The sequence below is a fragment of the Acinetobacter sp. RG5 genome (assembly GCF_031844265.1).
In the GTDB taxonomy this organism is placed as follows: domain Bacteria; phylum Pseudomonadota; class Gammaproteobacteria; order Pseudomonadales; family Moraxellaceae; genus Acinetobacter.
The window spans coordinates 413,288-427,168 of the sequence record NZ_JAUZUV010000001.1 but is presented as its reverse complement, the minus strand read 5'-3'; the positions used below and the strand labels follow the sequence as shown (position 1 = coordinate 427,168).

The window sequence follows — 13,881 nt, the reverse complement described above, 5'->3', positions numbered from 1 at the left end:
ATTAAATTATTTGTTATGAATTACATTAAAAGTAGTCAGTACAGATAAATAGGGCAATCTTGTTAAAGTTTGATTCATTAGGTGAATCAGGCCAAAGTTATTGATAAGTGAGCAGGATTTAAGAATTTTTAGCCAAATTTAAAGTCACTTTATGCTGTTTCGTTAACCAATTCTGAACGCTATGATTAGAAAATAATGATAATGCGGAGGGGATAATGAAATTAGAACAAGAAAATAATCTGATTGCAAAAATTTATGATGCTGCTGTATTGCCATCTTTGTGGCTGGACGTGATCAAAGATATCGTGAGCTATACTAAAAGTAAGAGTGCAATTTTTACCGGTCTGGATCAGCTTAATCCAGGCTATGATTTTGTTTACACGCACAATATCCCGAGTGAAAGTCTGGCTGCTTATCAAGATGAGCGTATCAGAGTGATTGATATGAAATTGCATATGCCATTATGGAATGCGATCGAGATGGGCGATGCATTGAGTCATAACTGTCAGCACTATGCAGAACAGCCGGGTACGGATCACTATGTTTTCTATGAGAAGTGTTTAAAGCCTGGCGGTGTATCTTATCTGGCAGGGGTATTGCTGGATCGGGGAAATTATCGTTGGGCGGTACTGGGTATTCATCGTGCTCCTGAGGTGCAGCCTTTTGAACAAGTTGAGCTGGATTTTCTAAGACGTATCAGTATTCATTTACGCCGGGCTTTGCAAATTCACCGGCAAATCAACTTGATTCAGCAAGATAATTTAAGCTTGTATACCGTATTGGATAGTTTAAAAACCGGAATTGTACTGCTCGATCAAAACCTGTGTTTAAGTTATTCCAATCCTGTTGCGCAAAAGATGCTTGATCAAAGTTCATGTCTGGATCTGGATATACATAACCGTCTAAAAACCAATTATGCTCAGCAGATACGTTTTGATCAGCTATTAGAAAGTGCTTTGCTGGAAGATACGACCATTCAGACTGAGGTGGGTGGAGTCTTGGCGTTGAGTGATGGGGCAGGCTCGCAATTTATGCTGACGGTGGTGCCATTTAAAAAATTAAGAAATATGCAGCATTTACAGTCTGCTCAGCATCAGATTGCCTTATTTATGACAGATAAAAATCAGCATTACTCCCTGTCAAGAGCTTACCTACAACAGTGTTACCAGCTTTCCAAACGAGAGTTTGATTTATGCGAGTTGTTAATTAATGGTTATAAAATAGAAGATATTGCAGAACAGTGTGGCATTACGTTGAGTTCGGTACGGACATATTTTAAAAATATTTATGAAAAAACCCAATGTTGTTCGCAAATCGAACTGATGCATTTATTGATGGGCTGTACCATTCAATTTGAACATATTGATTAAACCGGCCTGAATTTCATATTCAAGCCGGTTTATATGGGTTATTTAACACGTTGTAAAGTTACAGGATCTTCACCTTGCGGATGTAAGATAAGATTGTTGTTAGATATATTGATGCTTGCAATTGTCTTACTGCCATTTGAACTATCTTGTAATCCACCACACTCGTTGGTATCGAATAATACCTCGGTTGTGGTGAGAGTATTTGCTGACAATGTATATTTGCCATATTCAATCCCTGGCCAACCACAGTCATCTCCACCTTCAGTGTCTAGGAAGAAATAATAGTTGTTATCAAAGAAAGCAAATAGATGTGTTTCATTAAGTCGCCACGTGCCGACGAGACTATTAGACTGCTTAACTCGATTTAAACGGTATTCAGTACTAACGCCTGGTTCAGTAAGAATTAATTGAGTTCCATTAAAGTTTAAAGAATAAGGTTTATTCTCGGCAGGATGTGAAAGTCCCCATTCACCATTGGTGTCATGTAGGATTTCCGGTTCAATCACGGTTGTTGTTGCATTCCATTTTAAGCGGCCCATTTCAATGCCTGCTTGACCACTCTCCTCTTTGGCTTCTGCTTCACCTAGTGCATAGCGTCCATCTTCCAGAATGTGAATCAACACAGCAGTGTTATCGGTACGGTTAATCTCCCAAGTGCCGGCAATATCTTTGTAGAAGGTCGCTTGGAAGTGTGCTTTAGCATCCTCTTCATTCACTAACTTTTCTTCAGGAATTACTGTTTTGACAATAGCTTCATTTTTAAAGTCATTATAAGGTTGGTCAAAATTGATACTCTGATTTTTTAAGGCATCTGTAGTGGCCGTACTAATTTGAAGTTTGTCATCGTTATCATCTCCATCTAAGGATTGTAAAAATACCAGTAAGTTAAGGCGAGCATTTTCAGTCTCAGCTAAATCCAAAGGGGTAACACGTTCTTTTGCTTCAATTTCATCCCCGAGTTGAACATCACCAATATAGAATTTAACCGTTTCTCCTTCATTGAAGTTAAATTCACCATCGTCATTGGTAAAACCTGTAGCACCACTACTTGTGACATAGCGTACCCCAGCAATCACAGCATCCGTTAGTACCCCGGTCTGGGTTCCAATATTACTTGTTGGAGGTGTACTTGAGTTATCATCCGAACCACCACAGGCACTAAGTAACCCTGCTAAAGCAATACAAAGTAAAGTCTTTTTCATTAGAATCTTCCTGAAATTTATAATGTGGATTCAGTATAAAAAGACCCTTATATTTGCCATATCCCAAAATGAGGAGGTTAAGAGCTTTTTAATGCATGAATCCTTTAAATTAGAAAGAAATTCCTATTTGTATTGGGAAGCAATCTTAACTATCCGTAAATTGATGTATGAGATAAGTTGAAAGGTGGCAAAAATAATCAACTATTCATTTAAAAATTCTAATTATACAAATATAGATTAACTGTTTATTTATTGATCATAGAGCACTATCTATATTTGCCGAGGTTGCTAAAATTCGCGCAATTTTGAATAGAATTGGTGCGTGACGTGTTTGAGAAGTTAGCAGAACAAAGCCTGAGGCTGATGGGTTGGGAAATTGATAACCATTGGCCCCTAGATTTAGACCAATGTGTCATGATTGCTGCTCCTCATACCAGTAATTGGGATGCACTGTATGCGCGACTGGCCTTAAAAGCATTAGGTGTGAATGTTCGCTTAACCATTAAAGACAGTTATATGAAATTGCCATTTGGACCTTTTGTGCGTGCTATGGGCGGTATCGGGATCGATCGCCGTCCTAAACAGCCGGGTGAGCCTCGTCCGAGCATGGTTCAGCTGATGACAGACTTATTCAAGACTCATCCTAAACTGGTCATGCTGGTCACGCCAGAAGCAACTCGTGCCAAACAGGAACAGTGGAAGACAGGTTTTTATCATGTAGCGATTAGTGCCGGTGTGCCGATTGCATTGGCCTATATGGACTATGCCAAGAAGAAAACTGGCGTAGGTAAAATCGTTTATCCGACAGGGGATTATGAAAAAGATATGGCAGAAATCATGGCATTTTATGCAGAGATTCAACCAAAATTCCCTGAATGCTTTAGTGTAGATCAGCGCTATTATCAGAATTAAAATTGAGTTGAAAAAAAGCAGGAAAATTCTCCTGCTTTTTTATTGCCTAATCATTATGAAGATTGACAGACTTAAGATGCATTTTCAGAAGCGGGTAAAATTCCACCCAGATTTTGGCAGGCATCTTTATAAAGATCATATTGCTGTTCTACTACTTCATGCAGTGGCAGGTCAAACAGCTCTTCACCCTGATGATATTGCTTGATATAAGATTCGACCTTTGATTTGCTGCTATACAACATCTGCTGATAATAGTCGGTCATACTGTTATGTGGCATTTGGGCGGTATCTACCTTGGCACAATGGAAATTTTGCAGTAATTGTTCGGACTTTTTCAAATCGCTGGACATACAACCTGCCAGTAGCAAGGTACTGAGCAATGTCGTGATAAATTTCATGGAAAGTAGACTAAAGGTTTTATGGGAGCGCACTATTGTAGAAGTAAAACCCAGTCACAAAACCTTTTTAATCTACCAAATGGTTAAAAAATAGAACAACAGAATTTGAAAATCCAGGTTCATTCTCTAAACATCTAACCTTTAACCAAGCCACCATCTACAATCAGGTTTTGTCCTGTGATGGCACGTGAATAAGGTGACAAAAACATCAGGATTACAGCAGCGAATTCTTCGGGTGTAATCACGCGGCGTAAAGGTGTCGATTGAGCAATCAGGTCAAAAACAAAGTCAGGTGTGGCCTTGCTGGCATCGGTCGTTTGTAACAGACCTCCAGAGAGCATATTCACATTAATGCCATATTGCCCCAAATCCTGCGCCGTGGTGCGGGTAAAGGCCAATAATGCTGCTTTGGCGGCGGTATAGTCATGATAAGGAACCACCGGATTTTGCACTAGGTTTGTACCAATATTTACGATCCGGCCGAAGCCTGCCTGTTTCATATCATCCAGAGCGGCCTGCGTGGTATTTAAGGCAGCCTGTACAGCACCGCTAAATTGCCGTTGCAACATGTCCCAAGTCAGCGTGTCTACTTTAGGGCGTGCATCGCCATTAAATTCAAATTGAATCAGTGCGTTATTGACTACAGCATGAATCGCTTCCCCGAAATGGGTTTTAGCCGCGGCAAATAAAGCACGTACCTGATCAGCTTGGGTCACATCTGCCTGATAAATAAATACCTGTTCAGGATACTGCTGGGCCAGCTGTTCAGCTTGCTGCTGACTGCTATGATAATTGACGACCACGCGCGCGCCCTCAGCCAGTAAAGCCTGAGTAATGGCTAAACCCAAACCACGTGCACCACCAGTAACAAGAACAATCTGATCACGAATCTGCATAATGATGATCTATATTTACAAAGATTGGCCTTAACATAGCAGTTATTTCAACGGATTCAAGCTTTAGCGGGGAAGACAGACTCGGCTTGATCTTGTGTTTAAATGAATTGGGACGCTAATAGAAAACAGCCTGCACTAAAGAGTAAACTTAAGATCATGCGTTTGAACAGTAATTCCGAAATTTTATAAAATAGTTTTGCGCCTAAAATTGCCGGAATACTCACAAAAACAATCAGCAAGGCCATATAGGGTAAATGGCTTTGATTGATCAGGCCTTGCCATACATAAGTACCCAGCGTGAAAAGCTGAATTGCAAAATTAAAGTGCCGTAAAATATAGCGCTGCTGGGTTTTGGGTAATTGTTTTAACATCACCCAGGCCGAAGGAATGGCACCGCAAAAACCGCCCAGTCCTCCTAAAATTCCGCCAATAAAACCGATGCAGCTATCAGTCAATTTTCCTGAATGCTGAATTGTTTTGAATTGCGGATTGAATAGCATCACCGGACACCACAGTACCAGAAAAAATCCCAAGATCATCTTAAAGGTATCTGCTTGAATGATCTGCAACAGATAAGTACCCAGCGGCACGCCAATCAGACCAGCAATCAGATAAGGCAGCACCAACTGTCTAGATAAAACCGACTGCTTTTGTTCCTGATTGAGTGAAATCACATGACTCCAGATCGAGGCAAATACCAGCAAGGGTGCGGCCAGTTGCGGAGGCAGCACCCAGACCCAGAAAGACATGGCGATCAGGGCAAAGGCAAAGCCGGTCAGCCCCTGGACAAAACCTGCGACCATTGCACCAAGAATAAATAACAGCCAAGTCATAAAGATCAGGTCATAAGCAAAGGCAGCAGTATTCTCAAGATTTAAACAAAAGCCAAGCTTCCATTTAGCTGGATTTATGCAAATGAAAGTTCAAATTCTCATAAAAGCATGAATGCTAATTAAGAAAAAAGAGGTTTACGGCCATGCATAAAACATGCATAAATCTCTACAAGAGTGCAACAATGGCTCCGTTCACTCTCCATGAACTCGCCTGATACTGACAGAGTGCAGTAAGAGGTGATGGACATGATGAAAAAAGTGATATTACTTTCTGTATTGGCTGTGTCATTAACCGGTTGTGTGGTTGATCCTTGGGATGATGATTATCGTGGCAACAGAGATCGTAATGGACATTATGATCGAGACCACAGAAATCATGACTGGAAAAATAAGGACCATAAAGATCATCGGGATTGGAAACGTGACCGAGATAACCGCGACTGGCGCCGTGATCGTTAATCACAGTCTTTAAATTTGACTGACTACAATGACAAAAAGGATTCCACTGAGGAATCCTTTTTTAATGGCTCTTCAAAACAATTTAAATCAAGAAATACTTTTTTGATAAAGCCCCGCACGAACTGTACCGGCTTTGGTATTTTTAATTAAACGCCATGAGGACGGTAATTTAAGTAATTGTAAATCACGATCTGCTTCTACATAAATATAGGCATTGTCCTTGATCAGAGGATCTGCCTTTAGCGCTAGTTCTTCCCATAAATCCAGGCTATATGGCGGATCTAGAAAAACCAGATCAAACTGTGCCTGAAGGGTAGACAAAGCTTGCTGCGCCGTAGCCACTTTTAATTGTGCACGTGCTTTGGTGACTTTTAAAAGTTCCAGATTTTGGGTCAGAAATTGTGCCTGAGTACGATCCGGCTCAATCATCACCACTGATGCAGCACCACGCGATAATGCCTCAAACGCCAATGCCCCAGAACCGGCACAAATATCCAACACCTGGGCATTTTGTACATCCCACATCAGCCAATTAAACAGTGTTTCCCGAACACGGTCAGGCGTCGGGCGCAAACCCTCAATGCTGGCAAAAGGCAGTTGGCGGCGTTTCCAGTCACCACCAATAATTCGAAGCTGGTTTTTCATCTTTAATCTCGCTCTACCGGTGTCGGAGCAGGTGTTGCTGCGGGAGATGCAGCCGTATTTGCAGAAGTCGGAGCAGCATTGTCGGGCTGGTCACTGGCTGGAACGGCACTAGATGCTGCATCCTGACTCAACATGCCTGCACCACTTGGCAATTCAGCTGGCTTGATTCCGGCCGTCATCAGACCACCACTTAATTGGTGGCCTTGTGGGCGTACCGGATTTTTATCTTTATGCAGTAACCAGTAATCAAAAATTGGACGGGCCAGAGCCGTTGCGGCACTACCACCGCGACCATTTTCCAGAATAACCGCAATCGCGATTTCAGGATTTTCAGCAGGTGCAAAACCGACAAACAGACCATGATCCAGCTGACGGTCAGTCAATAAGGATTCATTATAGCGCTTGCCTTGAGCAATACTTTTCACCTGTGCCGTACCGGTTTTTCCGGCAATAGAATATTGTAAGCCGCTTTTGATGCCTCGGCCTGTACCGGATTGAATCACGTCCACCATCGCATCACGCATCTTGATCCAGTCTTCTTCCTGACCATTAAAATCGATCTTGCCATGCGTGCCATTATGCACCTTGAACGGTTTGGCACCGCGACTTTCGCGCAGAACATGGGGAATGACTTTATTGCCATGGTTGGCGGTAATGGCTGTGGCCATAGCCAGCTGCAATGGCGTTGAAGTAAAAGCACCCTGACCAATACTGACAGAAATGGTTTCACCACGTGACCATTTGGCCTTGCGGGTACGCATTTTCCATTCCGGGTTTGGATACAGTCCTGAGCTTTCACTTGGTAAGTCCACCCCGGTTTTTTCCCCAAAGCCAAACTGACGCATCCAGGCATTCATTTTTTCAATACCCATGCGGTAGGACATGACATAGAAATAAGTATCACAGGAGACTACTTGCGATTTATGCAAGTTGACTACGCCGTGTCCTGACTTTTTCCAGTCGCGGAATTTATGCGAATCGCCCGGAAGTGTGAAATAGCCGGGATCGGAAATTGCTGTATCCCAATCGACCAGACCATAATGAAGGCCACCCAGGCCAAACATCGGTTTAATGGTCGAACCTGGAGGATAAGTTCCTTGAACCGCCCGGTTATATAGCGGCTGATCAAGGTTATCACGTAAGTAGGAATAATCTTTGGTGCTAATCCCAGTCACAAACAGATTCGGGTTAAAACTTGGACTGGAGACCAGCGCCAGAATTTCCCCGGTTTTGGGATTCATCGCCACAATCGCGCCACGACGCCCGGCCAGTTGCTCCGAAGCGACTACCTGCAAGCCGTAATCCAGTGACAGGAACAGATCATTACCACGTACCGGATCTTTACGGCCCAAATGACGCAGCACATTACCAAAGGCATCTGCTTCTACCGATTCATTTCCCGGCACACCATGTAAAAGTTCTTCATAGGATTTTTCCACACCGATTTTTCCGATCAGGTTGGTTCCAGCATAGAGATCCTTATCAATTGATTTCAGTTCTTTGTCATTAATCCGACCGACATAACCAATCACATGTGCAAACAGGTCACCATGCGGATAGTAGCGGGTCATCTGGGTTTCAATATTCACGCCCGGAAATTGATATTTCACTTCACTGAAACGGGCAATATCATTTTCATTCAGGTTGAGCTTGATTGAAACCCGTTCGGTTTTACGTGCTGTTTTAATCCGGGTTTGAAAGCGTTCCAGGTCTTCTTCGGTCAGTTCCAGAATCGGTTTGAGGCGTTCGAGCGTTTGATCGATATCCTGTACGTCGGCACGACTTAAAGTGGCAGTAAATACCGGATAGTTATCGGCCAGCAGAACGCCGTTTCGGTCATAAATATAACCGCGCGCTGGGGGGAGGGGTTGCAGACGAATCCGGTTTTCATCAGAAGCTGTAGTAAAGCTTTCAAAGTTGAACAGTTGCAAATAGGCATAGCGGCTGACCAGCAGCAGCATAAAGAAAATGACAATCCCCATGGAAATCAAGACTCGACTGCGATAGATGCGCTTTTCTTGTTGTGCATTTTTTAAAGGAAAGTGCTGCTTCATACGCGATCGACTTAAGACCTGAGAGTGGTAGAAAAGAATCAAAGTGGAGTATTCTAACGCAACTGCACTTGATTTGATAATGAAAAACTGCCCTTACAATCAGTTCCTTTAAGCTTTGACTTTGCAGACATTAAAATTGTAAAGTGCTGTATATAAGAGTTGTGATAATTCTGCTAGAGTAAAATCTAATAAAAATAGGACTATACCAAAAACTATAATTAAGGAAGATGGTGAAGGAATGAACAAGGTTTACCCTTTGTTAGCGTTTGCATTGTGGGCGAACGGGGCTTATGCACATGATCAGATTAATAATACTGCAACCAAAATAGAGCCTGCTCAGGCAAAAGCCTTTAATGTGGGTGTTGGTTTTACCCAGAAATTACTGCATTTAAATACCGAATGGGTGAACCCTTATGGGATTGCTTATGTGAAAGGTGGTGTTTTTCTGGATGATGATCGTACGATTGGCGGTCAGGCAGGCTTTCGTTATCCTGCACATCTCACCGGCAAAGACAAAAATGGTTATTATGTCGGGGTTTATGCCGGGCATATCGACAGCAAACAGGTTGATGGCGAGTATGAAGGCTGTTTAGGTGCTGGCGTTGATTTGGCCTATGTTTTGCTTAGTTCAGAACGGATCAGCAGTTTTAGTATCGGGATCGGTGCCGGAGAGAAACTCGAAGACCGAAATGGTCGTGCTGTGGCTGAAACAGAACCCCGGCTACAATTTTCCTATACTTTAAGTATCGGTTTATAGACAAAATATTCGACCTTATTAATATGTGTATTCTGTGAACAAAAAATTAAATATGGAAGTTATGCATGCTTGAGTACGTCAACGAGTTGTGGCAAACCTTTGTAAACCGCCCGGATTTTTGGGCCGTGCTCAGCATTATTCCAGTGACTGCATTTGTAACTTGGGCTCACGTCTGGATGGCGCTGAAAATGGTCTTTTATCCGATCAATTTTTGGGGTTTCCATCTCGGGCCTTTACCTGTGGGCTGGCAAGGGATTGTGCCACGCAAAGCTGGACGTATTTCAGGCATTATTACCGATAACACACTGTCAAAATTAGGCTCTATCCGCGAATTTTTACAGGCGATGGATCCGGATGATATGGCACGCATCATTGGCGAGCAGGTCGGTTTCGAACTGGAACACCTGATTGATGAAGTGATGATGGATCGCAATGCGGTGCTCTGGGAAAACCTACCTTTTGCTATTAAGCGCAGAATTTATGCACAAGCACAAAAACAAATGCCGGCAATTTTGCGTGAATTAGTGACTGAGCTGACCATGAACGTCGAGTCACTTGTAGATATGCGTGAAATGGTAGTGAGCCAGATGGAAGGCGACCGTCGCTTGATGGTGCGTATGTTCCTGAAGGTGGGTCAAAAAGAGATCAATTTTATCTGGCATATCAGTGCCCTCATCGGGATGTTCTTTGGGATTTTCCAGATGATTGTCTGGTTTGTAGTGCCGTGGCACTGGACTGTACCGTTCTGGGCTGCGATCTGGGGCTTTTTGACCAACTGGATCGCGATCTGGATGGTATTCAACCCACTCTATCCACACCCAGTAAAGTACCCGCAATTCTTTGCCCGTACCACAAATCGCAAGTTTCCGTGGATTAAGCCGGTGATTCCTCGTATCGGCACCTATAACATACAAGGCGCATTTATGAAACGTCAGGATGAAGTCTCTGACGTCTTCGCAAGTGTAGTCACAGAAGACCTGATTACGTTAAAATCGATCATGACCGAGATGATGTATGGCGGCAGAAAAGACAAAACCCGCCGCATTATCAAACGTCATATTAATGAAATTATGGAAACACCCCTGGTTCGGACCTCTTTACAGCTGTCTTTAGGACCAAAAGAGTATGCAAAACTCAAGACGGACTTGATCGATCGCTCGATTGAAATTACGATGGTACCTGTATGCGACCCAGCATTTAATGCGAGCCGTGCACAGAAAATCTATCAAATGTTTAGAGACCGCATACGTGAGTTGACTCCGAAGGAGTTTCAGAATCTTTTACGTCCTGCATTTCAGGAAGATGAATGGATTCTGATTTTATTGGGTGGGGTAACCGGTTTTGTCGCGGGTTTAATCCATTTGTTTGTGGCTTTCTTATAATGAGATGTCGGGGGACACAATCGGGTGATTGTGGTCGTGGCGTCATACATATTGTTTAAATGAGGATGTTTATATATGCGCATTATCTTACTCGGACCACCTGGAGCAGGTAAAGGTACACAAGCTCAGTTGATCTGTAAGCGCTACAATATCCCACAAATTTCAACCGGTGATATGCTCCGTGCTGCAATTCGTGAAGGAACTGAATTAGGTCTACAAGCTAAAAGTGTCATGGACAATGGCGGTTTGGTTTCTGATGAGTTGATCATTGGTCTGGTGAAAGAGCGCATTGCGCAACCTGACTGTGTAAACGGCTGCATTTTTGATGGTTTCCCGCGTACCATTCCTCAAGCAGAAGCCTTGGAAAAAGAAGGCATTGCAATTGATCACGTGATTGAAATTGATGTACCAGATGAAGAAATCGTACAACGTCTTTCTGGCCGTCGTCAGCATCCTGCATCTGGCCGTGTCTATCACATCGTTTACAACCCGCCAAAAGTGGAAGGTAAAGATGACGAAACGGGTGAAGATCTGGTTCAACGTCCTGATGACCAGGAAGCAACCATTCGTAAGCGTCTAGGTTCTTACCATACTGAAACCGAGCAACTGGTTGGTTTCTACCAAGGCCGTGCAGCGTCTGGTGAAAATGCACCAACTTATGACAAGCTAAATGGTTTACGTCCAATCGATGAAGTTCAAACTGATCTTTTCGCGATTCTGGATCAGGCAAAATAATCGGCTGACGATGATTTTGACAATCGGAGAGCCCTAAGTCATATTAGGGCTCTTTTTTATTGCGTATTTGAACGGGGTACTTGTTGCTATGAAATTTGGCGTATTGGTGTTGATGGTAGTCTTTCTGGCAGTATTGGTAGGTCTGTTCTATTTCAGTTTTAAAATGCTCAACAAAGTACGTCAGGAAGAACGTGCTGAAAATGCAGCAAAGCGACCTGAGCGCCAGCTCCATCCAAAATTACAAGCCGAACTTGAACAGCGCAAGCAGCAGGAAAAGGCTGAACAAGATCAGGATAAATAATCCATAATAGTTCAGCTCAGCTAAGAATTTGGTTTGAACGAAAAGCACTCTTCTCATAGTCGATAAAAAGGTGACACATTGGTCACCTATTTTTATCCCAGCTTGATCACGCCGTTCTATTCAGCAAGCTCAATATTTTTCACTGCAATTTGGCGGGCTGCACCAAATTCAAACCGATCCGGCCAGTTACACACATCGGATACTACACATTCATGACATTTCGGTTTGCGCGCAATACACGTATAACGACCGTGTAAAATCAGCCAGTGATGTGAATCAATGATAAATTCCTTGGGAATGACTTTGACCAGACGGTGTTCAACTTCCAACACATTTTTGCCAACCGCTAGTCCGGTACGGTTACCTACCCGGAAAATATGGGTATCAACCGCCATGGTCGGCTGACCAAAGGCCGTATTCAGTACCACATTCGCCGTTTTACGACCTACACCCGGCAGGGCTTCTAAGTCTGCACGATTGTCCGGTACGATGCTGTTGTGCTTCTGAATCAGCATCTCGCAGGCTTTAATCACGTTGACCGCTTTCGAGTTATATAAACCAATGGTCTTGATATATTCCTTCAAGCCGTCCACACCTAGCGCATAAATGGCTTCCGGTGTATTGGCGACTGGAAAGAGTTTGTCTGTGGCTTTGTTGACGCTGACATCGGTAGCTTGAGCAGAGAGCGTGACCGCGACCAGTAATTCAAAGGGATTGGAATAATTCAGCTCAGTTTTTGGGTTAGGCCGCTGTTCACGCAGGCGTTCAAAAAAGGTCTGAATCTGCTTTTTGGTCATGTTTTTAACGGGCTTGGCCTTTGCTGTGGTCATGTTCTATCCCTGTAAAGCCTGTAATTGCTGTGTCAGTTCTTCCAGTTGGGTGCGTTTTCGGGCATCTTCACGAACCGAAAGCTGTTTTTCCAGTTTTTTAATTTGGGTACGTAGTTTTGCCAGTTCAATCGTGGTCTTGGAATCGAAAGCTATAGGTGCATTCTCTGGCTTGCTCGCGACTTCAATCACAGGAAGTTGCTCATTTAAAGCAGAGAAACGGGCAAACAGGGCAGTATCAATTTCTGCACGGACCACAGGTCCCTTACGATCGGTACGCCGTTTTTCTTCACGCTGGATGTGCGCATAGTAACGCTGACGCAGATCATCCTGTTCCGCAAGACGCTGTGCTTCAGTCGGCAAGGGTTGTTGATCTTCAACCAAATCGATGCAGTCTACCGGACAGGGGGGAATACATAACTCACAGCCCGTACATAGATCGGTCAGAATGGTGTGCATCAGTTTACCGGAACCAATAATCGCATCGACCGGGCAGGCGCTAATACATTTGGTACAGCCAATACATTCATCTTCACGAATTACGGCTTTGATGCGCTGAGGTCGACCATCGGCTTGAACTGGCCAGACACTTTCTTCAGCCATAAGTTTAGGGCGATTTAATAATGCAGCCAAAGCATCGGCAACAGGCTGTCCGCCCGGCACACATTTATTGGCATTTTCCCCCTCAGCAATCGACTGGGCATAAGGTAAACATCCGTCACGATGACCGCAGAGTCCACATTGGGTTTGAGGGAGTAAAGCATCAATTGATTGGACCAGAGAAATGGGCGAATTCATGTATAACCAGCGTTACTCATGGCAAGCATGAGAGAGTAAGTGAAACAAAATATGTCGATATATCAATTTTAACATATTTTTAAACTCCTAAGTCGTGCGCAATTAAGGGTCAACTTGTGCCTTATTATTAGGCATAAATCTGAATCTAAGCCTTGATTCGATTGGCATTTCCTGACATAGAAAAAAATTTCATAATCAATATAAATATTTGTTATCAAATTAATTTTAAAGTATTTTCAAAAAAAGTATTGTAGATTAGTTACAAAAGATATTTAATATTTTGCGCCAAAATTTAACATTGATTGTAAATTT

At 43.2% G+C, this 13,881-nt stretch carries 15 protein-coding genes; 7 read left to right on the top strand and 8 right to left on the bottom strand.

Annotation, left to right across the window (positions count from 1 at the left end):
• Positions 1 to 215: 215 nt before the first annotated feature.
• Entirely contained in the window at positions 216 to 1,370 is a 1,155-nt protein-coding gene (locus tag Q9R21_RS02115; protein ID WP_005246939.1) for a LuxR C-terminal-related transcriptional regulator, read from the top strand.
• Positions 1,371 to 1,408: 38 nt separating this feature from the next.
• Here Q9R21_RS02115 and Q9R21_RS02110 read toward each other — a convergent pair whose 3' ends face one another.
• Positions 1,409 to 2,572: a hypothetical protein gene (locus Q9R21_RS02110; RefSeq protein ID WP_311203625.1), complete on the bottom strand. Its 1,164-nt coding sequence runs from the start codon at positions 2,570 to 2,572 to the stop codon at positions 1,409 to 1,411.
• Positions 2,573 to 2,935: 363 nt separating this feature from the next.
• On the opposite strand from Q9R21_RS02110, the gene Q9R21_RS02105 reads away from it, so the two are divergent.
• Positions 2,936 to 3,484, top strand: coding sequence for a 1-acyl-sn-glycerol-3-phosphate acyltransferase (locus Q9R21_RS02105; protein WP_195726075.1), 549 nt, complete (start codon positions 2,936 to 2,938; stop codon positions 3,482 to 3,484).
• Positions 3,485 to 3,555: 71 nt separating this feature from the next.
• On the opposite strand, the gene Q9R21_RS02100 is transcribed toward Q9R21_RS02105, so the two are convergent.
• The 3 genes from Q9R21_RS02100 to Q9R21_RS02090 all read right to left on the bottom strand — a co-directional run bounded on the left by Q9R21_RS02100 (position 3,556) and on the right by Q9R21_RS02090 (position 5,611).
• On the bottom strand, positions 3,556 to 3,882 hold the full coding sequence (locus tag Q9R21_RS02100; protein WP_311203624.1) for a hypothetical protein: 327 nt from the start codon (positions 3,880 to 3,882) through the stop codon (positions 3,556 to 3,558).
• A 134-nt stretch (positions 3,883 to 4,016) separates the two neighbouring features.
• Complete coding sequence (locus Q9R21_RS02095; RefSeq protein ID WP_311203623.1) at positions 4,017 to 4,778, bottom strand: 3-oxoacyl-ACP reductase; 762 nt, start codon at positions 4,776 to 4,778, stop codon at positions 4,017 to 4,019.
• Between the two features lie 98 nt (positions 4,779 to 4,876).
• Positions 4,877 to 5,611 (bottom strand): sulfite exporter TauE/SafE family protein, encoded by a 735-nt coding sequence (locus Q9R21_RS02090; protein ID WP_311203622.1) that lies wholly within the window; start codon positions 5,609 to 5,611, stop codon positions 4,877 to 4,879.
• 246 nt (positions 5,612 to 5,857) lie between these two features.
• On the opposite strand from Q9R21_RS02090, the gene Q9R21_RS02085 reads away from it, so the two are divergent.
• Positions 5,858 to 6,070: a hypothetical protein gene (locus Q9R21_RS02085; RefSeq protein WP_004646324.1), complete on the top strand. Its 213-nt coding sequence runs from the start codon at positions 5,858 to 5,860 to the stop codon at positions 6,068 to 6,070.
• An 87-nt stretch (positions 6,071 to 6,157) separates the two neighbouring features.
• Here the strand turns inward: Q9R21_RS02085 and rsmD are convergent, their stop codons facing one another.
• The gene (rsmD, locus tag Q9R21_RS02080) at positions 6,158 to 6,715 is read right to left on the bottom strand and encodes a 16S rRNA (guanine(966)-N(2))-methyltransferase RsmD (RefSeq protein WP_004279484.1); all 558 of its coding nucleotides are present in this window, start codon (positions 6,713 to 6,715) and stop codon (positions 6,158 to 6,160) included.
• Positions 6,716 to 6,717: 2 nt separating this feature from the next.
• Complete coding sequence (mrdA, locus tag Q9R21_RS02075; RefSeq protein WP_311203621.1) at positions 6,718 to 8,769, bottom strand: penicillin-binding protein 2; 2,052 nt, start codon at positions 8,767 to 8,769, stop codon at positions 6,718 to 6,720.
• A 238-nt stretch (positions 8,770 to 9,007) separates the two neighbouring features.
• Between mrdA and Q9R21_RS02070 the strand changes: the two genes are divergently transcribed.
• From Q9R21_RS02070 to Q9R21_RS02055, 4 genes are all read left to right on the top strand, one after another.
• A complete protein-coding gene (locus Q9R21_RS02070) occupies positions 9,008 to 9,526 on the top strand; it encodes a hypothetical protein (protein WP_311203620.1) in 519 nt (172 codons plus the stop codon).
• A gap of 65 nt (positions 9,527 to 9,591) precedes the next feature.
• Positions 9,592 to 10,908, top strand: coding sequence for a membrane protein (locus Q9R21_RS02065; RefSeq protein ID WP_004279487.1), 1,317 nt, complete (start codon positions 9,592 to 9,594; stop codon positions 10,906 to 10,908).
• A 75-nt stretch (positions 10,909 to 10,983) separates the two neighbouring features.
• Positions 10,984 to 11,643, top strand: a complete 660-nt coding sequence (gene adk / locus Q9R21_RS02060) for an adenylate kinase (RefSeq protein WP_004279488.1) — start codon at positions 10,984 to 10,986, stop codon at positions 11,641 to 11,643.
• Positions 11,644 to 11,731: 88 nt separating this feature from the next.
• Complete coding sequence (locus Q9R21_RS02055; RefSeq protein ID WP_004279489.1) at positions 11,732 to 11,944, top strand: hypothetical protein; 213 nt, start codon at positions 11,732 to 11,734, stop codon at positions 11,942 to 11,944.
• Between the two features lie 116 nt (positions 11,945 to 12,060).
• Here the strand turns inward: Q9R21_RS02055 and nth are convergent, their stop codons facing one another.
• Entirely contained in the window at positions 12,061 to 12,774 is a 714-nt protein-coding gene (gene nth, locus Q9R21_RS02050) for an endonuclease III (RefSeq protein ID WP_005246932.1), read from the bottom strand.
• A gap of 3 nt (positions 12,775 to 12,777) precedes the next feature.
• Positions 12,778 to 13,569, bottom strand: coding sequence for an RnfABCDGE type electron transport complex subunit B (locus tag Q9R21_RS02045; protein ID WP_311203619.1), 792 nt, complete (start codon positions 13,567 to 13,569; stop codon positions 12,778 to 12,780).
• Between the last annotated feature and the right edge of the window lie 312 nt (positions 13,570 to 13,881).